Origin of the sequence: Bacillus cereus group sp. BfR-BA-01382 (assembly GCF_022663475.1) — a bacterium.
GTDB classification, from domain to species: Bacteria; Bacillota; Bacilli; order Bacillales; family Bacillaceae_G; genus Bacillus_A; species Bacillus_A thuringiensis_S.
This window is the reverse complement of record NZ_JAKUFQ010000019.1, coordinates 1-21,736: the sequence shown is the minus strand read 5'-3', so window position 1 is coordinate 21,736 and position 21,736 is coordinate 1. Positions and strand designations below refer to the sequence as shown.

The window sequence follows — 21,736 nt, the reverse complement described above, 5'->3', positions numbered from 1 at the left end:
TCTTCTACTTTAACTTCCGTAACCGCAACGCTTCTTCTCGCGTCTCCATAAATTGATCCAATACTTTATTACCAATTCGGTTGAAAGTAATCACATATAAAGCATCAATCATATTCAGTTGCGTCATTCTCGACGCAATACTTGCAATACGATGATCTTGTTCTACATCTGGCATACAAAGACGAATGTCCGCTTCTTTATATAAGGGGGATGATTGATCTAGCTTCGTAATTCCAATAACAGTTGCACCTTGTCTCTTTGCATACTGCGCCATTTCAAGCACATCTCTCGTTCGACCAGATGTTGAAATCGCAACAAATATATCGCCTTCTTTTAAATTCGTCACAAGCGGCAACATCATATGAAAATCAGATAGCATCATCGCTGTAAATCCAAGCCGTGTAAATTTATACGCCCCATCCATTGCTGGCGTAGCTGATCCACCTACGCCGTAAAATATAATTTTGCCCGCATTGACAATACGATCTGCAGCTTTCTCAAGTTCCTTCTTATCTATCGCAGTAACGCTCGCCTCAATTGCAGCTTTATTCACATAAGTGACTTTATTAAACAAATCGTACGGTCCATCTTCCGTATTCATCACTGAAAAATCGTTAATATTATAATCAGCAATCGTTAATTCACGAACGAGTGCTATCTTAAATGCTTTAAAACTTCCGATCCCAATCGACTTACAAAAACGAACGACACTCGCCTCACTTGCGCCTGCATTCGTTGACACTTCTTTCGTCGTTAAGTTCGGAACAATCTCTGCATTCTCCATTATGTACATGGCAACCTTCTTTTCAGCTGGTGAAAATTGATCCATATTACTTTCAATTTTAAATAGTAATGTTGAAGCTTTCACTATTTAACCTCCACTTCTTACGGTTGCGTTCACTTATTTTCTCTTGCTTCAAGAAGGTAAAAACCATCATCGCCAGGAGGATGAAACACATTTACAATGCGATTCCCTTTTTGATAAACAGTTCTTTCTCCTTCTGTCCACTTCTCTTTCCAACCGTTCATCCAAATCGCAACATCAGGTAAAAAAGCAGTATATTTCAGCTTCTGACCGTACTCACCATCTGCTTCTTCCGAAAAAATAGAAACCGGAAAATCTTTCACTTTTGATTCTTTCCATGCAGTAAATGGTATACATACTGCAATAAGTACGATTACACCGATAACCTTCTCCTTCGTAATCTTCACACTTCCCTCTCCTTGTCATATCACATACATAGATTTTACCATAATTACAAACCCTTCATGCTATATGACCATTGCTTTTTGGAATAAAAAAAGAGCTTACCTACATCAGATAAGCCCTTCCTCTCTATACAAAATATTTCTTCAAAAGTGGCGGTGTAATAATCGTCGTCAATATAACAACAATAACAATCGCTGTGAAATTTTCTTTCGCTAATAAATTCGCCGTAAGTCCATTTGCTGCGATGATAAGTGCTACTTCACCACGTGATACCATCCCCGCGCCAATACTAATAGAAGATTGGAGATTAAAACCTGTCAATCTCGCTCCTAAACCTGATCCAATTAACTTTGTGAAAATCGCAATGAGGGTCATAATAATAATGAACCAAAGCTGGCTTCCAATGCCTTGAAATGTAATTTCCATTCCGATACTTACGAAGAATACTGGAACAAATATTGCATAAGCAATCGGTTCAATTTTATGTTCCACTTCATGCTTATACTCTGTTTGAGAAATAGCAATTCCTGCTGCAAATGCTCCAATAATGCCTGCAATTCCCATCATTTCACTGTAATAAGAAAAAGAGAAGCAAATAATAAGAGCCGCGCTAATTAACGCTTCTGTTACACGAAGCGGGACAAGCATTTTCATAATCCAAGGAACGACTTTCCAAGCAATAAAAACAATACTTACAAAGAAAATAATTTTCTTTGCAATGACAAGTGTTATATTTACATCTTGTGTTCCTAAAAAACTCATTACAAATGCCAATAAAATAACGACAATGACATCATCAAATACGGCAGCACCTAAAATTGTTGTACTTTCTCTCGTATTCATTTTTCCTAAATCACGTAGCGTCTGCACCGTAATACTAACCGATGTTGCGCAAAGTAATAATCCTAAAAAAATGGCATGGGACTGCATTAATCCAAACAGCAATCCTGTTACATAACCACCGATGAAAGGAAAAATAATTCCACCAGCCGCTACTGCAAATGACGATTTCAAATTCCGATTTAACTCTTCTAAATCTGTTTCAAGTCCCGCCATAAACATAAGTAACAAAACACCAATCTCACTCAGTTCATCAATTAGTTCAGAACTATTAATAATACCGAGTACAGCTGGACCGATAATAATACCGACAATTAACTTACCAAGTACAGAAGGCTGACCAAGTCTCACGCTAATGTCACCAGCTAATTTCGTACAAAGTAAAATGACGACAAGTTCAAAATAAAATAACATAGCATCTGCTCCTACTTTAACTTTAATCAGTGGGTCGTTAACCCCCGTTCATTTCTGCAAGTAGTTTCCCCTATTGATCCGAATTTTATTTTTCATATTTTTATTTGACAAAATATTCTGAATTATATTAAGATTAATCCAGCAATTTTAAAAAACTACATACCATAACTGTACCTCCATTTCCTTACATACTCTTTTTTAATGGGCTCATACTATAGTCGCAGTTATGGAAATGAAAAAACGGGGGGAGAGTCCAAAGTGAAGTCATTATTACGAAAAAAAGCGCTTAGTACTGAATCACCAAAGCAGCTAGATAGAACATTAACTGCACTCGATTTAACGTTTTTAGGGATCGGCGCCGTAATTGGGACAGGGATCTTTGTATTAACAGGTATTGTTGCAGCAAAACATTCTGGTCCTGGTATTATGCTATCATTCCTTATTGCTGCATTTACTTGTGCTTGTGTAGCCTTTTGTTATGCTGAATTTGCTTCTTCTATTCCTGTCTCAGGAAGTGTGTATACTTACGCATACATGACAGTCGGAGAAGTCGTCGCCTTCATCGTCGGATGGTGTTTAATGCTCGAATATTTACTTGCCGTTGCAGCAGTAGCTGTCGGTTGGTCTGGTTATTTGCAATCATTACTACAAGGGTTCAATATACACCTACCCGCCATAATCGCCTCGGCCCCCGGCGTAGGAAAAGGTGGTCTCATCGATTTACCAGCTGTCTGCATTTTACTTCTTATTACTGGTCTTTTAAGTTTTGGTATACGTGAAAGTGCACGCATTAATAATATTATGGTTCTTATTAAACTAGCTGTTATCATTGCCTTTATCGTAGCAGGCGCAAAATATGTAAAACCTGAAAACTGGACACCGTTCATTCCATTCGGATACGACGGTATTATTACCGGAGCTGCCACTGTATTCTTCGCCTTTTTAGGTTTTGATGCAATCGCAACCGCTGCAGAAGAAACGAAAAAACCGCAGCGTGACTTACCAATTGGTATTATCGGTTCTCTTCTTATTTGTACTGTTTTATATATGATCGTATCTTTCGTTTTAACAGGTATGGTTCCTTATACGCAATTAGACGTTTCTGATCCAGTTGCATTTGCATTGCATTTCGTTGGTGAGGATGCAATTGCAGGACTACTCGCTGTTGGAGCGATGACTGGAATGACAACCGTTCTCTTAGTCGTTATGTATGGACAAGTTCGAGTTTCGTATGCGATGAGCCGTGACGGTCTACTTCCAAAAGCGTTAGCACGTGTAAATAAAAGAGTAAAAATCCCTTTATTAAATACGTGGATTACTGGCGTTATTGCCGCTTTATTAGCAGGACTTTTAGATTTACATTTGCTAGCAAATTTAGTAAACATCGGTACGTTAACAGCCTTTACATTCGTTTGCTGCGCGGTACTTATTTTACGAAAAACACATCCTGATTTAAAACGTGGATTCCGTACACCTTTCGTACCTGTATTACCAGTTGTCGCGATTCTTTGCTGTTTATATTTGATGGCTAATTTATCTAAAACGACATGGATTAGCTTTATAGCTTGGCTTATAGTCGGTTTATGCTTCTATTTCTTCTACTCTAGAAAGCATAGCCATTTAGCTACCGAAAAAACGAATGATGAACAGAAAAAAGCATAACAAAATAGCTCGCCGTTTTAGCGGCGAGCTATCTTTCTGTACAATTATATTTTTTCGTTAACGATTGTAAAATGAAAAATATGCCGATGCAAGCTGTAAACCACGCCCAATTTCCTATTGGTGTAGAATATTTAAAAACGCCAATACCTACAAGCACTATGAAAATGATTACTTGATATATGAGCTTCCACTTTTGCATATATCCCCTCCTTTACTTCGTTCCCTTCTTTTTATTCTTCCAGGCATTCAAACTATCAAAGAAAAAGTTAATAAATAACGTTCCTAGTCCTGCTAATAAGAAAGTCATTAAAAATAAAACCCAAATACTTTTCTCTTTTAAGAAATAATATCCTACAAGGAGCACAACCGCGATCCATACATATTCAAGAATTCTTTTTAGCTTTTTCTGTTCCAAATTATTCGCTCCTTCTTTCTATGCTACTTTTAGTATAACAAAAAAGAAGCCTATCATGATAAGCTTCTTTTCTTCTCTCTTATTTGTTCATACTTTTTTCAACGAGTGAAATCGCATATTCTAATGTACGATTCATCGTTTCTACCTGTGCATCTTTTACCTTCGCATCTTTTAATACAGCTTCTGCAACTGTAATTTTTTGTTGCAATGATTTCACTGAACCATCTGTTACATTTACAGCTTGCGCTTTCTTCACTACTGCTTTTGCAGATTCAATATTGATCTGTAATTTTTCTTTCGGTGTTTTTGGTTGTTCTTCTGCCACTTTTGATTGTACGAATGTTACATTAGCTGTTTTTAATTCGTTATATGTTTGAATAATTTGTTCCCCAGTACTTCCTACATTTTCAAATGCTTGCTTAGCAGTGTTATAGCTTTTTTCTAGTTCTTGAAATGCTTCCTTTGAATATTGACCTGGCTTACCACCAAACTCATACGTACCATCTAACACTTCCTTTACTTTTCCTAGCTCCTCATATAATGCGTTGACTTGCTCTAACTTCGTACGGTTAGAAAATTCATTGTACGCTGCTAATACTTCTGAAGAACTTAACGCTTTACTATATAATTTTGCAAGCGCGATTTGACCGTTTAATGGAATGCCGCCATTTCCATTGCTATCAGGATCCGCTCCAAATGCAAATGGTACGTTCGGGCTATAAACTTTTCCTTGAGCTAACTGACTATTTACTTTTTTACCATCTACGTAAATTGCCACTTCGCTTCCGTTATATGTTCCTGTTAAATGATACGTTTTGTTCGCTTCCAATTGAACGCCAACACGTTTGTAGCTACCGCCAATGTGAGCCCATAATTCAACATATCCACTTCCTGTAGACTCAAAACCAATTCCGCCGCTCTCTGTATTTTGCAAAATACCTTGTCCGCGAATTTCATTCATTGAAAACACAGTTTCTAACGTAAACGTATTTGCTATTTTCTCTTTTTGTGCTGCTGAAAATGGAATATATCCAAATGTATTAGCTTTTCCATGTAACTTCATAACATTCTTTTTCAATGCTTTATCATATTCAATAGTCACATTACCCTTCAATTCACCTTTTGTACCAAATGGTGAATTGTCTTTAAATGTACCATCTGAGAAATTCACATCAAAAATATCAGCCTTTGGTACTTTCACATTCGGATCAATGTTATCTTTTTTCGTAGTAATTTCTGCCGTTAACGGTTGCACACTTTCATTACCAAATGAATCAATCGCGACTACTTCAAACGTATATGTTCTCCCGCCATCTAATCCTGCAAGTGTAAATGTCAGTTCTTTCGGCACTGGGTCACGATAAAACTCTGAAAATGCTAGTAATTTATTTTTTATTTCTCCAGTTTGCTTACCTCTAGCTTGTACGCGATAAGAATGAACAAGAAGGTTGTCCAATGCTTGCATGAATGTTACTGTTGCTGCATTTTCTGTTACATTCGATACTGATAACTTTGCATCTTTTGCAAAAGATGGCTTTTCTTTATCACGATCTTCTACATGTGTAAAAGTTTCTTTCTTTGATGGCAACTGAATTTTCCATGGCTCGCCTGTCCAAGAATTCGTATGGAAATCGCGTCGATTAATCGTTACTTCTTTATCGTCTACTTCTACTAATAAACCTTGGCTTAATGCACGCGATTCTGAAGGAATATTCCCTTGCACTTTGCCACCCTCTACCTCCATATAGCTTACAGAAGAGGTACCAACAGATGTAAAGTCCTTTTGATGAATCGATCTTGGATCATCTAATGGATAATGCGAATGACCTGAAAACGTAATGACTTGTGGATATTCTTTTAATACTGCATTAATTTTTGCACTATCCTTCGTTCCCCATTCTTGGCTACCGTACACTGTATCTTTAATATGTTGATGTAAAAATACAAAAATCGGTTTTTCTGGATCATCTTTTTGCGCCTTTGCCATTTCTTCTTTTAACCAATTAATTTGTTTGTCCGAATAATACCCATGTGTCGTTTCATTTTCTGGAGACATTACGATAAAATGATACCCTTTTACCACTTTATGATAATAAATTGATTCCATTCCTGTTTTTTCTAAGAAACGCTTCTGTGCTCCCTCTACTGATAAACCGTTCCAATAATCATGATTACCTAGAGAATTCATTCGTACCGCATCTTTATTTGCATTGTCATTATACACTTGCATGAAACGATCATATTGCTGCACAGACCCTGAATCAGTAAAATCTCCTACAATTACGAACGCATCTTGCTTTGGTGCAAGCGTATTGAACTGTTCAATCGCTCTTTTCCAGCGAAACATATCATCTGTTCCACTATTTTTAATATGAACATCACTTACAACGGGGAAAACTATTTTCTTCTCACTTGGTGCCTTTTCTTGCTTTTTCTCTTCCGCTTTGACTGATGTACTCCACGGAAATGATACAAATGCTAATACAAAAACCATCAATAATCCAATAAGACCTTTTACTTTTCGTAAAGCAATTCTTTCCACGTGAATCCTCCTCATAATAATTGATTCATTACAAGGGCTATTTTATCTAATACATGTTAATGTCGTTTAAATAAAAAATGAAGTTTATTAGATTTTTGTAAATATACAGTTAATTAGAAATTAAGTCCAACATTCCTCGTACTATTGTATACAACCACCTTTTGTCTAAAAGAGTCTGATCATTCTTTTCCTATGACTATTCACATATAATCTTTTCTATAACACTAATGATAAGTTAAGGTTTAAGCCTATTAGACAATCTTAATTTTTAATATTTCCTTCTTTTTTTAACACATCGGCCATGCTTTTACATTTAATAGTAGTAAAAGACCACTTAAAAGGAGGGGTTGTATTGAAGAATAAAAAAAATATCGGCTGTTTCGCTCCTTTATCTATTATTTGTCCAGCCCCTTGTCCACCGCCCCCTCCTCCAAATCCAAATTGCGAGCGAGTAACAAATGAATTTGCAGGGAATTTCCTTATAACTAATAACACCATTCCTTCTACCAAAGATGCATCACAATCAATGATACTGTGGCAAAGTGATGGGATACTACTTATATCAGGTACTGTTTCGGTTTACAATAGTACTAGCAGCACAGAATCAATTACAATTCAAATCGTTGGAGCCACAACCAATATTTTCACTGTGTTTCCTGGTAATACAATATCGTACACAGGAAAAAACTTACAGTCAGTCAGTATTATCAATATAACAAGTAATCCTTCACTATATTTAGAAGGCAAGTACTGTTGCGAATTTACATGTTGCTTATAGAATACCAATTTCATTACTTTCTCAAAAAAAGCATACCGTTCACGGTATGCTTTTTATGAGATTGGATAACGTACTGTAATACAAAACTCACCTTGATTAACAGTCGTTCCTGTCGTAGTAATTCGGACAGTAGTAAAATATCTGACAGTGAAAGTACCACTACTTTGTGGTTGTACAGTAATTGTATCAACTACTGTTGCCCCTACTAAAAAATCAACTGTAATCGGGTTGGCTCCCACATCGTATTTCACGTAACCTGAACCATATACTTCTTGCGTGATATTATTTGTATATACAATTTGAGTACCAGCACCTGTAATAGACCAGTCTGTACATACTTGGTCTTGCACAAGTGTTTTATTAGAACAACAAGACAAACTGGAACTTCTCATTCCCATTTTGAACCTCTCCTATTCTGCTATGAAAGTGGATAACGTGTTGTAATACAAAATTCTCCCTGATACGTTCCAGCAGGTGTTGCAGGTAACACAACTTGTATACTATCAAAGCGGCGATACGTAAAAGCAATACTCGTTCCTGGGTTTAATGTTTGTGTATCAATTGTACCCCCAGCAGAATCAAGTACCTCTACAGTAATTGGGCCTGGTCCAACATCATATTTAACAAAACCAGTACCAACTACGTTTTGGTTAATATTATTTGTATAGAGAACATTATCAATTGCTGTTGCAACTACAGTAGCAGACCACGGACTACACACTTTATCTTGCACATAATTTTTATCTGGACAACAAGTTAATGCTGACCCTGAGCACTCACAAGACATAGTTGTTTCCCCTCTCTCTTTTATATTCCCTATATGTGTATGTCCCTCAGAGTCTTTTGCCTGTACTATTCATCTATTTTCAAAAAATATTCAAATGACTAGATAGATTCCGTTTTATTTCTTTTCTTCATATATTTATAGACAAAGATACTAGCAACGATAAGAATAACGCCTCCTAATATCGGTAGCATATATTGCCCAACAACGTCCGCTGCTTTTTCCCAATGAGGACCTAATTTCATTCCAAAATAAACATATAAAGTCGTTAATGGGAACATTGCTACAAATGTATATATACTAAATTTCCATATGTTCATTTTCGCCATACCACACGGAACAGAAATAAGCGTTCGAACTCCTGGCACAAAGCGTCCAACAAATGCTACAACCGGTCCATATTTCTCAAAGAAATCATCTGCTTTTTGAATTTGTTCTTCTTTAATGAAGAAGTATTTCCCGTATTTTATTAATAGAGGACGACCGCCGTAATAACCGAGTGCATATAACGTTAAAGGTCCTGTCGTTCCGCCAAGGGTTCCGGCTAGTACAGCAAGCCAAAAATTCATATCTCCCTCGTACACCCAATAACCAACCATGGGCAAAACTACTTCTGCTGGAATAAATTCAAACGTTAATGCTAACACAACTCCAAAATAAGAAAACTGCTTTAAAAACTCGATTATATCTAAAATAATTTGCTCCATATTTTTAACTCCTATCCTACGTTTACGTTATGCTTTTCTTGTAATTGAACTGGCGCCATTTTTACAATTCGGTTCAAAATAAATAACACAATTCCAATATCATCTAAAATACCGATAAACGGTAAGAAGTCTGGAATTAAATCGAGCGGCATCGCAACATAACCAACTAAAAACGCAATAGATAAAATTTTCTTCTTTATTGAAACCTCTTTTGAAGTGAAAAAGTCAAATAGAAATGGAACAAATCGGCGAACATGAAATACAACTCTTAATCTACTAATAAGTTTTTTCATTTTTATATCTCCTCTCTTTGTATACAAAAAGGACCCTACCAAACATGGTAAGGGTCCTAAAAAAGACAATAAGGGGCCTTTACCATTGCTGGTAAAGGTCTCACTAACAACGGAACGTTGCCAATAAAGCCGAGGGTTTCTCCCTGTAATGACGACTTTACTGTAATAAGTTACTCCCCTTTATAGACAATTTTATACACTCACATTAAAATATTTCGAAGGGCTTGTCAATATATTTTATATCTCAGGCTCTCCCGCTTACTCTTCACTAAAAAAGCAAATAAACGTATAGGAAATTTCTTACTATCTCATAATATACATAATCATTTGTAAGGAAAGGAGAGACTTCATTTGCATACCGTATGGAAAGGTGCACTCTCACTTGGATTATTAAATATAGGAATTAAACTATATAGTGCTGTAGAAGAAAACGATATAAAATTTTTAAGTCTCCATAAAGAATGCTTAACACCTATTAAATATAAAAAATTTGCTCCCGATTGCACGGATGAAGAAATCGATGATACAGATATTGTAAAAGCCTATGAATACGCACCTCATAAATACATTATTATAGATGAAAAAGAATTGGCTGAATTACAAAAAGCTCACGAACCACGCTCCATTCGTATTATATCTTTTGTCCAAAATAACGAAATCGATTCTGTTCTTTATGACCGTTCTTATTTTATAGGCCCTACCCCAGGACATGAAAAATCATATTTATTATTAAAAGAGGCTCTTGAACGTACAAATAAACTTGGGCTTATTCATATTTCTATTAGAAAAAAACAACATTTAGCTATTATCCGTAACTTTGAAGATGGGCTTATGTTACAAACTATTCACTATCCTAATGAAATTCGCGATATAACAAATACACCTAACTTACCAAGTAATGAAAATTATCCTATTCAAAAACAAGAACTCACAGCAGCAATTAATTTAATCCACCACCTTACAAATCCTTTTGAACAAGAAATGTATACAGATGAGTATAAAGAAGCACTTACCGAACTAATCGAAAACAAAATTGAACAACAGGAAAAAACCGAAACAATCTCTCCAACTCCAAACATCATCAATATTATGGAGACATTACAGGCAAGTATTGAACAAGCGAAAATAAAAAGAGAAAATAAAACAGAAAAAGAGGCCAAATAAAATTGGCCTCTTTTTTCTTTAAAGCGGATTACATTTTGGTATCTCAAGTCCAGATGATTGCGCTAATTTTAATAAGTAATAACATTCTTCTCTTGCCATATGATCCGCCATTCTAGCAGATAATGTACTTAATATTTCATTCGATAACTCTAGCTCTTCAACTTCATGGAGAAAATGTGAAAATAATTTTAACTCAAGTGAAACATCTTTTGTAAACTTCTTTAATGCAGGAAAATGATGAAGCTCTGTCCGTAAATACCCTGTCATCTCAACTGCCTTTAAGTAAAATTTTTCAAAGTGCTTCGTGAATTCTTCACTTTTCTCTTTTAATCTTTTTTCAACAAGATCTAGTCCACCAGAAATAGATCCTGCATGACCAGCCGCATCTGTTAACCAAACGAGGTGATAATGTAATTCATGAAAAACAGGCGGAACTTCTCCTTTCTTTAAAAATTCTAACACTGTTATATACTCTTCTACTTCGTTTACCATATGATTGATGAAAGTTGGCGTAAAATGAATAGTGATTTTTCCCTCGAGTTGTTTCTGTATAATACTTAATTTAAACATTCTTATTTCCTTTGCGGCTCGTTCTGCCTCTTTTGAAAATGTAATGAGATTCACATTATGTACTTTATTTAAAAGATTCGTAAATGTTTCAAGAAAATAAGCGGCCTTCTTTATATCCTCTTTTTCCTTCGGAGCTAATGCATCAAGTAAAAATTGCGAATGATCAGTAAGCACCTTTAGCCAAAATTGATGCTCAAACAACGCACTTTCTTCATAATTTCTCTCCACTAAATCCCCTCCTTTTATTCGGCCTTCTCTATCACTTGAAGTTTGTATCCATCTGGGTCTTGTACTACAATACTCTTCTCACTTTTGTTTTCCATATATAAAATTTCATAAAACGCTAGCTTCTTTTTTAACTTCTCTATGTTAGAAATCGAAAATGTTAAACCATCGCATGAATTCGTAACACTCTTCTCTCTTCCTCCTAACATGCGATTCATAACAAAACTAATTCTCGTTGAATCGGCATCATACCAAACACCTGTAATATCTAATTGTGGTCTTTCTGAACTAGGTGTTATTCCTAAAATTCCTTCGTAAAAATACAGAGTTTCCTTTAAGTTCTTTACTTCTAACACAATTAAATTTTTTACATTCTCCACATTCATTCCCCCTGCACTTATTACTTTTTTATATGTGTCATAAAGGCCTATTATGTCTGAATATAATACGTAGTAATGAACATTTAAGGAGGTTTATTCGTGAATAAATATATGAGATCATTCGTGCCCTATCATAGTCCTCTCGATCCTTGTCCTCCTATCGGAAAAAAATATTATTCTACTCCTCCTAATTTATTTTTAGGCTTTCAACCGCCAAACTTACCGCAATTCACGCCAAAAGAAGCACTACAAAAAGGGACTTTATGGCCTGTTTTTTATGACTATTATGAAAATCCTTATAAAAAAGGGCGGTGACTACTGACGTGACTCAATCGCTACCAGAAGAATACTATCAGCTTTTACTGGAGCTTCAAGAACTGGACTTTGTACTAGTTGAACTCACTCTTTATTTAGATACACATCCAGATGACACCGCTGCGATTAATCAATTTAATGATTTTTCCTATAAACGGAGAGTATTAAAACAAAAGATGGAAGAAAAATACGGACCACTCCAACAGTTTGGAAACAGCTATTCTAATGCCCCTTGGGAATGGAGCAAAGGTCCTTGGCCATGGCAAATATAAAGGAGAGAAACTATGTGGATTTATGAAAAGAAATTACAATACCCAGTTAAAGTGGGAACTTGCAATCCAGCACTTGCAAAATTATTAATTGAGCAATACGGCGGTGCAGATGGCGAGTTAGCTGCTGCACTACGTTACTTAAATCAACGTTATACAATTCCTGATAAAGTCATTGGCCTTCTTACTGATATTGGCACAGAAGAATTTGCTCACCTTGAAATGATTGCTACGATGGTTTATAAGCTGACGAAAGATGCGACTCCTGAACAGATGAAGGCAGCTGGTCTTGACCCTCATTACGTCGACCATGACAGCGCTCTTCATTACCATAACGCTGCTGGTGTTCCATTTACTGCAACCTATATACAGGCTAAAGGTGATCCAATTGCCGATCTATACGAGGATATTGCAGCTGAAGAAAAAGCACGCGCAACATATCAATGGCTCATTAACTTATCAGATGATCCAGATATAAATGACAGCCTACGCTTTTTACGTGAACGAGAAATTGTCCATTCACAACGTTTCCGAGAAGCAGTTGAAATTTTAAAAGAAGAACGTGATAAAAAAATATTTTTTTAAAACATGTATCCTAGCGGTATGTGTTTTTTTATGTTAAAAGTTAAATCCTTCCTATTAAACATATAAATAGTATATTTATTCGATTTAATGCATTATTTTTTAATATTTTCAAAATTCCCTATTGCTTTCTAATCATCAGACCTTTAAAATAATAACAGTTACTCGACAAATTATTTGAATTTTCGACAAAAAATACTCATTAGGAGGATTTTCTTTATATGCGTACAACTTTAAAACCAGCGCAAATACTTTCGATTAGTTTATTACTATTCGCAGTTTTCTTCGGTGCTGGTAATATGATTTTCCCGCCCCTTCTTGGTCTTTCTTCCGGAGAAAATATGTGGGTTTCCATTACAGGGTTTATTATTACAGACGTCGGTTTATCTTTACTTGCTATCGTTGCTGTTGCCCTTGCTGGTGGTAGTTTTAACACTTTAGCGAGCCGTGTTCATCCAAAATTCGCAGCAGTATTCGCTATCATTATTTATCTTTCAATCGGCCCACTATTTGTTATTCCACGAACTGGATCTGTATCTTATGAAATCGGGATTGCACCACTTTTCCCAGATCAATGGTATTCTATGTTAGTTTTTAGTGCGATTTTCTTCACAGTCGTTTACTTCTTATCATTAAATCCATCCAAGCTAGTAGATCATATCGGTAAAATATTAACGCCAATTTTACTTGTAATTATTGCAATTATGGCAACAAAAGCGATTCTTTCACCAGGGACGTTTGCAGAACCTATCGGTGACTATAAAGACATCCCGTTTTTCAAAGGATTTCTTGAAGGATTTTTAACGTTAGATGCAATTGGGGCTCTCGTACTATCAACAATTGTTGTAAATGCAATTCGTCAAAATGGTATACAAGAGAAGAAATCTATCGCAAAATATACAATCATTTGCGGAAGTATCGCTGCTCTATTCTTAACAATTGTTTACTTCTTACTCGGTTATATTGGAGCTTCAAACGGAAACTTAGGACAATTCGAAAACGGTGGGCAGCTATTAGCTACTGTTATGTATCAATTCTTTGGGACAAGCGGTAATATTTTATTAAGTATCGCCATTATCTTCGCTTGTTTAACAACGGCAATTGGTGTTGTGAGTGCATTTGCAAATTACTTCACAACAGTGCTAACAAATGTTTCATACAAAAAGCTTGTACTATACGTTTGTATCTTTAGTTTCGTTATTTCAAACTTAGGATTAAGCTTATTAATTAAAATCACATTACCTGTATTAATTATTTTGTACCCAATTACGATCATTTTAGTTTTCGTATCATTTATCGATAAATATACGAAACGTAAACCTTCTGTCTACATTGGAGCGATGATCGCAGCGTTTATTATTAGCTGTATTCATGCACTTGATAATGTGGAAATGATACCAGATTTTATCGCTAATATCGTACACACCATTCCTTTTTATAACTTAGGAATTGGCTGGATCATTCCAGCAATAATCGGTGGTATAATTGGATACTTTATTCCGCAAACAGAAGCTGCAGGTGAAGTTTCTACAAAATAAAAAAAAGAAGCAAGCATGAAATCCATGCTTGCTTCTTTTTCTCTTCACATCGTATGTTTAAAAGTAAATAAATCTTCTTTTGACTGCACAACAGATTGTTCCGCTTCTACTACGTCCTTCTTTATCTCTCCTCCTAATCTTACTTTCAACATCGCCTCTTCTATACTTTTTACAATCATATTTCCTGAAAAAATAGTAAGTCCAAAAAATGTAATCGGAACGAGAGGGATCCACGGATTCACTGTTAATGATCTAAAATAGACTCCAATTAAGCCTGACCATTCATGTGTGTATGATTCTATTTCTTCTATCGGTCCTAAAAACTGAACTGTTCCGCCAAAGAATATTTCTAGTAACCCTAAGTGCAGTAAAATAGTAAGAGTTTGCGTAAACTGCTGAAAAAATACAAGTATAAACGTCATATAGAGATGCGGGAAAATATACTTTATAACAATATGCCTTCTCGATCCACCTAATATGCACGCAGCTTCAATAAATTCTTCGGTTCTCAACTTACGGACTTCCTTCGCAACATACAGTGCAATAACTGGCATCACAAGCATTACAAGTAATAAAACTTGAAACGAAGCCCTTTCAAAAAAGGTTGTTGTTTCCTCTCCACTCCCAAATGCATTTGCAAAGTGAAGAAAAAAGTACGCAATCATAACTGTTGGAATAACTGTAAAACTATCAAAGAAAGCCTCAATTTTTGAAAAACCTCTTTTTACATATGTTCCAAGCACAACACCAAAAAACACACCTATCACCATTCTAAGTGCCGCAATTAAAATAGATATACCAATCGTCCACTTCGCACCTTCAATGACTAAATGTAACAGGTCGTATCCTTTCCGGTCTGTCCCGAGTAAAAATTGTAATGAAGGTGAAAACGGTGGCACTTGTGGATTTTCATCTGCATCATATTGCAATGTAACTTGCCTAATGTGTCCATCATTCCATAACGTATTTCCGATGCTCAAAAGAACTAATATGAGAAGAAACCCAATACTTATCCAAAATCTTTTATCGCGTTTTATATACATCCACATATTATAATCTCTCCTTCATCGCAGTTGGAATGAAATAATGAAACAGCTTGAATAAAATAAATATCGGGATATATATAAGCAGCATACTAACGATGAAAACCTCAACTCTAATACCCTCATACGATTTCAAAAACATAAAAATACCACCCGTATTAAAAATCCATTCTATAATATATAAATTAGATAACATAAAAAAGATATTCGTTTTCGCAAAGAATAATGTACTAAGCAACACATTTCGTAAAATATGACGATTTAAAATATGAAAACGCCCCAGTCCTTTCGCCTTAGCAAATAGTACATAATCTTTTTCTAGTTCATTTTCAAAACGAATCACTACCATTTTTACAAACATAATCGTAGTCGGGATGCTCAAACACAATATTGGCAACCCTCTAATCGACTCGCCTCCAATTGACGCAATTTGAAAAGGTAAAAAACCTGTTTGTTTAAAAAACCATACAACTAAGATTTGTGATACTAAAATAAGAAGAATATCTGGAATGGATTCTAGGAAGATAAGAAATGATTTAATTCGATGTTGTATACGCGGTGAACTACTCATAATTACATAAACAATGCAAAATGCTACAAATAATGAAATGAAAAAAGCAGCCAAAAAAATAATAATCGTTTCTTTATAATGGACGAACAACTGTGGAAATAAAAATTTACCTCTCACATATTGCAAATTGGAAATATCCATTAAGTTCACAAACACTTCTTTTAAAGTCTGTATGTACTTTGATACATCCATCTTAAATCCATAAAATAATTTCGGCAAAGTCCCTAAAATAATAATCCCCAAAATCGAAATAAGAAATTGAATCGTCACTTCCATTCCATTTAGAAAAACTTTTTTGACCACGTTTTCCCTTCTCTCTATATATAATTTACCCCCTAATTTTATTCTTAATTTTCAGAATTGTAAATATTTTAAAGATAAAAAATCACTAGGCTATGATCCTAGTGATTCTTTATGCGCATGCCTCTCTCTTTTCGCAAACGGCATATACAAAGTGTAACATCCAATAAGCGCAGCTATTTCTAATGAAATAATATAGTAAGGATGCGGCCCTAACATATCGAGTAATGAAGCAGTTTCTGGCTTATGAGCTAAAAACATATAATTACCGCCTGTTTTGTAATTTACAAACGAAACAATCGGAATCAATATGTTTAAAAATATCATCGTACGTTTAATAGATTGTAATGTAGGACGATACCCTTCTACCCAAGTCATAAAGAGCGGTGCCCAAATGAGCAATACATGTGCGATGAAATATTCAATGAAACGAAAATGTGGAAAAGTATACTGCAAGTTCGGCGTTAAAATGGCTTGTGATGCACCAATAATTCCTGTAAAAAATACAATCTCATATATGCGATAACTTTTCGTTACAATCATAATCGACGCTAATAATAAACTAATCGTACATAACTCAAACGGTAATGAAGTAGCTAGCTCAAAAATCCCCGCTTTCCACTCCCACATATAGAGCCCAATTTCACTACCTATAAATAAAAATGCAATCGCATATCGAACCGTTATATTCCACTCACTTTGACGCAATAAATCTTGGTATTGATACAGAAAAAATATCCCCACCAACATAATAAATAATATAAGGACGTGTTGTCTTGAGTATGGAATAAACGATTTTAATGGATGCGCACTAAAATAAGCTTCCATCTTCCTTCCTCCTCTCCTTCATACAATATTATTGTAAGAAAGAAACAACGAGTCAATTCATTTGCTTATACTAGGACAACCTCTACCTTACATTTACATATTCATACCTTACAAAACTGTAAGGTTATTGTAAGCTAAAACGATTTGTCAGATTCTTCACCTCTTCTATACTTAATGTAGATACTAAAACGAACGAAAAGGTGATAAATAGATGAAAAAGAAAAATAAAGTGTTAATTACTAGTGTAGTAGCAATTGGAATTGCAGCTGGATCATACTTTGCATTTGCTGGTGGTGGCGGTTCAGAAGTAGCAATGGCATATAGCGGATATAAAGTAACTGAAAAACAAATCCAAAACGCGCAAAAATTTGGTGGCGAAGTTATTCCAAACGGAATTGAAACTATTTCATTCGATCCAACAAAAGGAACATATGAATTAGCTGTAAAAAAAGGCGATGAAGTGAAAAAAGGTCAGCTTCTGTTTAAATACAATGACCCTACTGCTAAACAAGGTGTAACAGAAGCAGAAATGCAAAAGAAAATCGCACAAAAAGAAGTAACGTTGTTTCAAAAACAAATTGATGCAGCGAAACAAAAATTACAAAAAGATAAAAATGCAGGCCTTCCTTCTGAAGCATTAAAAGCATCAGAAGTTGAAGTTGGGCAATTAGAATCACAACTTGAAATGAAAAAGTTTGAAGTTGAAAAAGCTGATGAAATGATTAAAGCAGCAAAAGAAAAAGTAAACACACTTTCTGTAACAAGTCCTGCTGATGGCGTAATTGATGATATCGTGAAAACTGCTGACGAAAAAACAGGTATGAGCGGAATTACTCTTCGTCACGCTGGTCAATTCAAGGTAAAAGGTCAACTTTCTGAATATGAGCTTGCTAGTATGAAAGTTGGGCAAGAAGTAACTGTTTCCTCAAAAACTGTCGCTGGTAAGACTTGGACAGGAAAAGTAACAGAAATCGGTTCTACACCATTAAAGAGCATGGATGAAAATAAAACTGTTTCTAACTATCAATTCACTGTCACATTAGATAATAGTGACGAACTACAAAACGGCTTCCACGTATACGTAACAAGTAAATCTGGCGAAGCAACTGGTACAATTGTTCCGAAAAGCAGTATCGTGAAAAAAGGTGACAAAAATGTTGTCTTCGTTGTAAAAGACGGTAAAGCGAAAGAACAAGCAGTTACTGTTGAATTCGAGACTGATAGCGAATCAAAAGTTTCTGGAGTGAAAAAAGGAGAGGAAGTTATCTCTAAACCTGAAAAAGACTTAAAAGATGGTATGGAGGTTGTCGCCCAGTGATTAACTTAAAAGGCATCACGAAATCCTTCCAAAATGGTGCAGAATCCGTTCAAATATTACACGGAATTGACGTAACACTGAATCAAGGAGAATTCACTTCTATTATGGGACCTTCTGGTTCTGGTAAATCAACATTAATGAACATTATTGGTTGCTTAGATAAACCGACGACGGGTACGTACGAACTAGCTGGACAAAACATTTCAAACATGTCTGAAACAGAACTTGCACATGTTCGTAATAAAGAAATCGGATTCGTATTCCAAAACTTCATGTTATTACCGAGACTTACAGCACTTCAAAATGTAGAGCTACCTCTTATTTACGCTGGAGTTGATAAAAAAGAAAGACGCGAACGCTCATTAGCCGCTTTAACAAAAGTCGGTTTAGCTGATCGCGCTACTCACTTACCAAACGAATTATCCGGTGGTCAAAAGCAACGTGTCGCCGTTGCCCGCGCAATCGTAAATAACCCAAAATTCATTTTAGCCGATGAACCGACGGGAGCACTTGATACGAAAACAAGTACACAAATTATGGACCTCTTTTACGAATTAAATAAACAAGGCTCAACAATCATTATGATTACCCATGACCGTGAAATCGGGGAAGCTGCAGCACGTCAAATTGTAATTCGTGACGGAAATGTCGTCCAAGATTGGAGAGGTTAATTTTGAATACGAGTGAAAATATACGCATGGCCCTTTCCTCTATCTTTGCTCATAAAATGCGTTCCATCTTAACGATGCTAGGTATTATTATCGGTATTAGTGCCATTATTACTATCATTTCAATGGGTGATGGTACAAACGCAAAGTTTAAAAAAGAATTAGGCCAAGGAAAAGATAACGAAGTAACGATTTACTACAACAATCCTGATTACGGAACAGATAGTGCCAAAATCACACCTGATATGCTAAACCGTCTGCAAACTGTACCAGGCGTTAAAGATGTATATCCAGACGTAAGTATGAAAGTAAAAGCATCTGCTGGTTCAAAAGATGTAAATCTTGATTTAAAAGGTGGAACAGGCGCCTTTATGAAAGATTCGAAAATAAAATTAGTTCACGGTCGTGAATTAAATGACAGTGAACTAAACCAAGCAATCCCTGCTGTTATATTAAATGAAGAAGCTTTCAACAAATTATTTAGTGGTTGGGAATCAAACCAATACACAGATATAAAAGGAAAGCCTTATAAAATAGTCGGTGTATACGAAACGAAAAACGACTTTGGAATGCCTATGCCTGAAGGTTATACATCACTTGAAAATGCACCTGTAATTTCAGGAGTAAATGAGTATGACTCCGTAAGATTAACAATGACCTCTCCGACAGAACGTAAAAGTGTAGAAAAACAAGCCGTTTCTGTCTTAAACGAACTGAAAGCTCCTAAATTTGAGCACAAATTCGAAGCACAAGACTTAGGTGAATTTACGAAACAACTAGACGAATCAATCGGTATGATGAAAATGGTATTCGGTGGTATTGCTGCTATCTCCTTACTTGTTGGTGGTATCGGTGTAATGAACATCATGCTCGTATCTGTAACAGAACGTACACGTGAGATTGGTATTCGTAAAGCTCTTGGTGCAACACGTGGTAAAGTATTAACACAATTCTTAATCGAATCTTGTATTTTAACAGGACTTGGTGGTTTCATCGGATTCATGCTCGGTATTTTCTTCGCTTGGATCGTCTCAATCTTTGCTGGATGGCCACTCGTTGTCTCAAAAGAACTTGGACTTCTTGCAGTAGGTATTTCAATGCTGATCGGTATTGCATTCGGACTACTACCAGCTAACAAAGCTGCAAAACTTGATCCAATTGAATGTTTACGATATGAATAAACAAAAACGTAGGAGTTTACACTCCTGCGTTTTTTATTTACCTATTAAATCGAGTTTCTTCTATTATATATGTTTCACGTTACAACTATCATTCTATTACTCTTCATTATTTATAGGTACTAAGGCTATTATCTAATCCTATTATTGCAAAAATACTATGTAACAGACGAAAATCAAGGCGTAATTTTTTCCATACATCGACTGATTTTGTAACAATTATATCGATATTTTATTAAATTTCACCTCGTTTATATGTTTTCACACCTAAAAACATTATCATTTCATAACTATTTTTTCATTCAAACAGTAAAATACATCATTCTCGTAACACTACAGACATTCAAAAGAAACATTACTGTAATATTATTAATGTTACAGTAATTGAAATGCTACTCATTTTGTGTTTTATATGCCCTGATACGCCAAAAAACAACAAGGAAGCGCTATCAGGATATTTATGGAATTGTTACAGAATATTAATGCTCCGTTACGAAAGCTTTGTAATTATATGTTTTTCGCAAATAAGAAAATAATGGTTGCTATAATGAGGTCAACGAAAACAAATGCAATGGAGGCTATTATGAAAAAATTTATGGGTATAGCAACAGCAGCGGTTTTTGGTCTTGGGATTTTCACAACATCTGCTAAAGCAGAAACAATCGTAACGACTGACGTACTAAACGTACGAGAAAACCCAACTACTGAATCAAAAGTTGTAGGAAAATTATTAGATGGATATAAAGTAAATGTTTTACATACAGAAAATGGTTGGTCAAAAGTTCAATTGAATAGCGGTAAAGAAGCTTTCATAAGTGCTGACTATACAAAAGACACTTACTACGTAACAGCAAACGTATTAAACGTACGTGCTGGTGCAAACACAGATTCAGAGATTCTTGGTAAGTTGAAAAAAGATGATATAATCGAAACAACACACCAAGTACAAAATGATTGGATTCAATTTGAATATAACGGAAAAACAGCTTATGTTCATGTTCCTTACTTAACAGGTAAAGCTCCAATTAAAGTTCAGCCAGTAGTTAAAGTTGAAAAAACAACTACAGTTCAAGATACAGCTAAAGTTCGTGAAGCAGTTAAAGCTCAAGAAGTAGCTGAAACTCAAGCAAAAGCTAAGGCCG

General features: G+C 35.4%; 27 protein-coding genes. 11 read left to right on the top strand and 16 right to left on the bottom strand.

The annotated features are described in order from the left end of the window. Positions 1 to 4: 4 nt before the first annotated feature. The 3 genes from MR160_RS10765 to MR160_RS10755 form a co-directional block, all read right to left on the bottom strand. A complete protein-coding gene (locus MR160_RS10765) occupies positions 5 to 868 on the bottom strand; it encodes a MurR/RpiR family transcriptional regulator (protein ID WP_000648168.1) in 864 nt (287 codons plus the stop codon). Positions 869 to 897: 29 nt separating this feature from the next. After that, positions 898 to 1,212, bottom strand: coding sequence for a hypothetical protein (locus MR160_RS10760; protein ID WP_000704960.1), 315 nt, complete (start codon positions 1,210 to 1,212; stop codon positions 898 to 900). A 124-nt stretch (positions 1,213 to 1,336) separates the two neighbouring features. After that, the gene (locus MR160_RS10755; RefSeq protein ID WP_000899807.1) at positions 1,337 to 2,464 is read right to left on the bottom strand and encodes a cation:proton antiporter; all 1,128 of its coding nucleotides are present in this window, start codon (positions 2,462 to 2,464) and stop codon (positions 1,337 to 1,339) included. A gap of 201 nt (positions 2,465 to 2,665) precedes the next feature. On the opposite strand from MR160_RS10755, the gene bcaP reads away from it, so the two are divergent. Beyond that, complete coding sequence (gene bcaP, locus MR160_RS10750; protein ID WP_003276830.1) at positions 2,666 to 4,126, top strand: branched-chain amino acid transporter BcaP; 1,461 nt, start codon at positions 2,666 to 2,668, stop codon at positions 4,124 to 4,126. 28 nt (positions 4,127 to 4,154) lie between these two features. On the opposite strand, the gene MR160_RS10745 is transcribed toward bcaP, so the two are convergent. The 4 genes from MR160_RS10745 to MR160_RS35100 all read right to left on the bottom strand — a co-directional run bounded on the left by MR160_RS10745 (position 4,155) and on the right by MR160_RS35100 (position 7,593). Beyond that, on the bottom strand, positions 4,155 to 4,325 hold the full coding sequence (locus tag MR160_RS10745; RefSeq protein WP_001174833.1) for a hypothetical protein: 171 nt from the start codon (positions 4,323 to 4,325) through the stop codon (positions 4,155 to 4,157). A 12-nt stretch (positions 4,326 to 4,337) separates the two neighbouring features. Beyond that, positions 4,338 to 4,541 carry a hypothetical protein gene (locus MR160_RS10740; protein ID WP_000435797.1) on the bottom strand — a complete coding sequence of 68 codons (204 nt, stop codon included), beginning with the start codon at positions 4,539 to 4,541 and terminating at the stop codon, positions 4,338 to 4,340. 79 nt (positions 4,542 to 4,620) lie between these two features. Then, complete coding sequence (locus tag MR160_RS10735) at positions 4,621 to 7,083, bottom strand: LamG-like jellyroll fold domain-containing protein (RefSeq protein ID WP_242297332.1); 2,463 nt, start codon at positions 7,081 to 7,083, stop codon at positions 4,621 to 4,623. 261 nt (positions 7,084 to 7,344) lie between these two features. Then, a complete protein-coding gene (locus MR160_RS35100) occupies positions 7,345 to 7,593 on the bottom strand; it encodes a hypothetical protein (RefSeq protein ID WP_003276823.1) in 249 nt (82 codons plus the stop codon). Here MR160_RS35100 and MR160_RS10725 point away from each other — a divergent pair. Then, complete coding sequence (locus tag MR160_RS10725; protein WP_223838136.1) at positions 7,478 to 7,861, top strand: S-Ena type endospore appendage; 384 nt, start codon at positions 7,478 to 7,480, stop codon at positions 7,859 to 7,861. The two genes, MR160_RS35100 and MR160_RS10725, sit on opposite strands and share 116 nt — an antisense overlap. Positions 7,862 to 7,914: 53 nt before the next feature. Here MR160_RS10725 and MR160_RS10720 read toward each other — a convergent pair whose 3' ends face one another. From MR160_RS10720 to MR160_RS10705, 4 genes are all read right to left on the bottom strand, one after another. After that, complete coding sequence (locus tag MR160_RS10720; protein WP_000525819.1) at positions 7,915 to 8,259, bottom strand: DUF3992 domain-containing protein; 345 nt, start codon at positions 8,257 to 8,259, stop codon at positions 7,915 to 7,917. Between the two features lie 20 nt (positions 8,260 to 8,279). Beyond that, complete coding sequence (locus tag MR160_RS10715) at positions 8,280 to 8,648, bottom strand: DUF3992 domain-containing protein (RefSeq protein ID WP_001277542.1); 369 nt, start codon at positions 8,646 to 8,648, stop codon at positions 8,280 to 8,282. 98 nt (positions 8,649 to 8,746) lie between these two features. Further along, a complete protein-coding gene (locus tag MR160_RS10710; protein WP_000435017.1) occupies positions 8,747 to 9,352 on the bottom strand; it encodes a DedA family protein in 606 nt (201 codons plus the stop codon). Between the two features lie 11 nt (positions 9,353 to 9,363). Beyond that, a complete protein-coding gene (locus tag MR160_RS10705; protein WP_000733844.1) occupies positions 9,364 to 9,645 on the bottom strand; it encodes a YkvA family protein in 282 nt (93 codons plus the stop codon). A gap of 351 nt (positions 9,646 to 9,996) precedes the next feature. Here MR160_RS10705 and ku point away from each other — a divergent pair, with 351 nt between their 5' ends. Further along, entirely contained in the window at positions 9,997 to 10,809 is an 813-nt protein-coding gene (gene ku / locus MR160_RS10700; RefSeq protein ID WP_000557750.1) for a non-homologous end joining protein Ku, read from the top strand. Positions 10,810 to 10,827: 18 nt separating this feature from the next. On the opposite strand, the gene MR160_RS10695 is transcribed toward ku, so the two are convergent. Beyond that, entirely contained in the window at positions 10,828 to 11,607 is a 780-nt protein-coding gene (locus tag MR160_RS10695) for a DUF2935 domain-containing protein (RefSeq protein WP_000440984.1), read from the bottom strand. A gap of 14 nt (positions 11,608 to 11,621) precedes the next feature. Beyond that, positions 11,622 to 11,990 (bottom strand): VOC family protein, encoded by a 369-nt coding sequence (locus tag MR160_RS10690; protein WP_003257386.1) that lies wholly within the window; start codon positions 11,988 to 11,990, stop codon positions 11,622 to 11,624. 93 nt (positions 11,991 to 12,083) lie between these two features. Between MR160_RS10690 and MR160_RS10685 the strand changes: the two genes are divergently transcribed. The 4 genes from MR160_RS10685 to brnQ2 all read left to right on the top strand — a co-directional run bounded on the left by MR160_RS10685 (position 12,084) and on the right by brnQ2 (position 14,688). Then, complete coding sequence (locus tag MR160_RS10685; protein WP_001046257.1) at positions 12,084 to 12,299, top strand: spore coat associated protein CotJA; 216 nt, start codon at positions 12,084 to 12,086, stop codon at positions 12,297 to 12,299. 8 nt (positions 12,300 to 12,307) lie between these two features. Then, positions 12,308 to 12,571: a spore coat protein CotJB gene (locus tag MR160_RS10680; RefSeq protein WP_000194492.1), complete on the top strand. Its 264-nt coding sequence runs from the start codon at positions 12,308 to 12,310 to the stop codon at positions 12,569 to 12,571. A 12-nt stretch (positions 12,572 to 12,583) separates the two neighbouring features. Continuing rightward, positions 12,584 to 13,153 carry a spore coat protein CotJC gene (gene cotJC, locus MR160_RS10675; protein ID WP_000265275.1) on the top strand — a complete coding sequence of 190 codons (570 nt, stop codon included), beginning with the start codon at positions 12,584 to 12,586 and terminating at the stop codon, positions 13,151 to 13,153. Between the two features lie 218 nt (positions 13,154 to 13,371). Continuing rightward, the gene (gene brnQ2 / locus MR160_RS10670; protein WP_001260933.1) at positions 13,372 to 14,688 is read left to right on the top strand and encodes a branched-chain amino acid transport system II carrier protein BrnQ2; all 1,317 of its coding nucleotides are present in this window, start codon (positions 13,372 to 13,374) and stop codon (positions 14,686 to 14,688) included. A 44-nt stretch (positions 14,689 to 14,732) separates the two neighbouring features. Here brnQ2 and MR160_RS10665 read toward each other — a convergent pair whose 3' ends face one another. From MR160_RS10665 to MR160_RS10655, 3 genes are all read right to left on the bottom strand, one after another. Beyond that, complete coding sequence (locus MR160_RS10665) at positions 14,733 to 15,737, bottom strand: ABC transporter permease (protein ID WP_079245096.1); 1,005 nt, start codon at positions 15,735 to 15,737, stop codon at positions 14,733 to 14,735. A gap of 1 nt (position 15,738) precedes the next feature. Further along, the gene (locus MR160_RS10660; RefSeq protein ID WP_136804448.1) at positions 15,739 to 16,605 is read right to left on the bottom strand and encodes an ABC transporter permease subunit; all 867 of its coding nucleotides are present in this window, start codon (positions 16,603 to 16,605) and stop codon (positions 15,739 to 15,741) included. Positions 16,606 to 16,695: 90 nt separating this feature from the next. After that, positions 16,696 to 17,430: a YwaF family protein gene (locus MR160_RS10655; RefSeq protein WP_000388717.1), complete on the bottom strand. Its 735-nt coding sequence runs from the start codon at positions 17,428 to 17,430 to the stop codon at positions 16,696 to 16,698. 211 nt (positions 17,431 to 17,641) lie between these two features. Here MR160_RS10655 and MR160_RS10650 point away from each other — a divergent pair, with 211 nt between their 5' ends. From MR160_RS10650 to MR160_RS10635, 4 genes are all read left to right on the top strand, one after another. Continuing rightward, complete coding sequence (locus tag MR160_RS10650) at positions 17,642 to 18,748, top strand: efflux RND transporter periplasmic adaptor subunit (protein WP_000728803.1); 1,107 nt, start codon at positions 17,642 to 17,644, stop codon at positions 18,746 to 18,748. Beyond that, entirely contained in the window at positions 18,745 to 19,419 is a 675-nt protein-coding gene (locus MR160_RS10645) for an ABC transporter ATP-binding protein (protein ID WP_000609101.1), read from the top strand. Before MR160_RS10650 ends, MR160_RS10645 begins: the two co-directional genes overlap by 4 nt. A gap of 26 nt (positions 19,420 to 19,445) precedes the next feature. Further along, entirely contained in the window at positions 19,446 to 20,597 is a 1,152-nt protein-coding gene (locus tag MR160_RS10640; protein ID WP_003309116.1) for an ABC transporter permease, read from the top strand. A 457-nt stretch (positions 20,598 to 21,054) separates the two neighbouring features. Then, on the top strand, positions 21,055 to 21,736 hold a 682-nt coding region (locus tag MR160_RS10635), incomplete at its 3' end, for an SH3 domain-containing protein (protein ID WP_242297330.1).